Source organism: Oleiphilus sp. HI0066 (assembly GCF_001635725.1).
The window spans coordinates 1-848 of sequence record NZ_LWFH01000218.1 but is presented as its reverse complement, the minus strand read 5'-3'; the positions used below and the strand labels follow the sequence as shown (position 1 = coordinate 848).

General features: G+C 41.3%; 1 protein-coding gene. It reads right to left on the bottom strand.

The features are described from left to right. Positions 1-848, bottom strand: an 848-nt coding sequence (locus A3738_RS30470; RefSeq protein ID WP_197473550.1) for a hypothetical protein, incomplete at both ends; no start/stop codon positions are given.

The window sequence follows — 848 nt, the reverse complement described above, 5'->3', positions numbered from 1 at the left end:
GAATCAATTGGTTGTTGCAGGTCGTAAGCGAGCGTTGATGGTGATGTTAAAACTGAATCGCTCTCGCTGTAGTTTAAAAGTGCATAGCCAATGCTCGGGATGTTTACGATTAAATCGCTTTGATAAAACAGGCTTTCTGGCGCAGTCTCACGTGTCGCTTGATAAATTGAATAGGAGATGTTTTGCAGTTCAAATTCTACTTTTGTCGCATCTGGGTCTGAGCTGTCGGGATCTGGAACTTCTACCTCTACAGGCTGCTGAACCCTGTATTGATTATCTTCATTTGGCGAAATATTAAAACGGAAATAATTTACTTGCGCTAAGTCTGAACAGTCTGTGTCGGCTGTAGATGCTAAGAGCTTTAGCTCTTGCTTTGGCTCGAACTTATCTTGTCTCAAAGCATCATTGTCGAGTATCTGGTTGGCCAGCAGTTGGCAAAATATGCGATCTCCAATGATATTTGTATTTGATTCTAGGTCGAATATGACTTGCTCTCTTCGAGAGGCTAGGTCGAGAAAATATAGTTTACTTGTTTCGCTTGGATCCAAATAGCTTATGAATTCAGGACTTGCGCCTCTATCGGATGGGAAATCTTCGTTATCGCGATCGCCAGATAAATCTATATCTAAGAGTAAAATTTGGTTTTTATTACTAACCAAATTTGTGAGTTCGGGTACTGTTCTTGGTGTTGGTAGAAGTGCGTTAGTGACCTCAATAACTGTTATGTCATTCGAGTCAATATTAAAAGCCTCTATTGGTTCCACGTAGTCTGGCGTTATGGTCGTGTCTATGGTGTCAGAGTCACTTATTAGTCCGAGTTCACCACAGCCAACTAGGCTCAACAATAT